Source organism: Virgibacillus sp. 7505, from assembly GCF_002272135.1.
Lineage (GTDB): Bacteria > Bacillota > Bacilli > Bacillales > Amphibacillaceae > Terribacillus.
On sequence record NZ_NPBF01000431.1, the window covers coordinates 1 to 217 of the forward strand.

1 protein-coding gene is annotated in these 217 nt (G+C 48.4%); it reads right to left on the bottom strand.

The window, feature by feature from the left end; genetic code table 11:
* Positions 1-217: UbiA family prenyltransferase (locus tag CHH91_RS19655; protein ID WP_176465898.1), on the bottom strand; the 217-nt coding region annotated here is incomplete at both ends.

Genomic DNA, 217 nt, shown 5'->3' on the forward strand with positions numbered 1-217 from the left:
TGCCAATTTCGGTATTATAAATCGTACGTCGTTTCGACCACATTGTGTAAGGCACAACATATAAAAAGAGGCCGAGAAAACCAAACAATGCTGCGCGGGGCGAAGCGACTCCGAGAAGCAACAACCCAAGCAATGATAAAGATATGCCAAGCACTAACGCATTGGCAGGCTGCATCCTGCCTGTTACCGTCGGCCGGTTTTTCGTCCGGTCCATAAT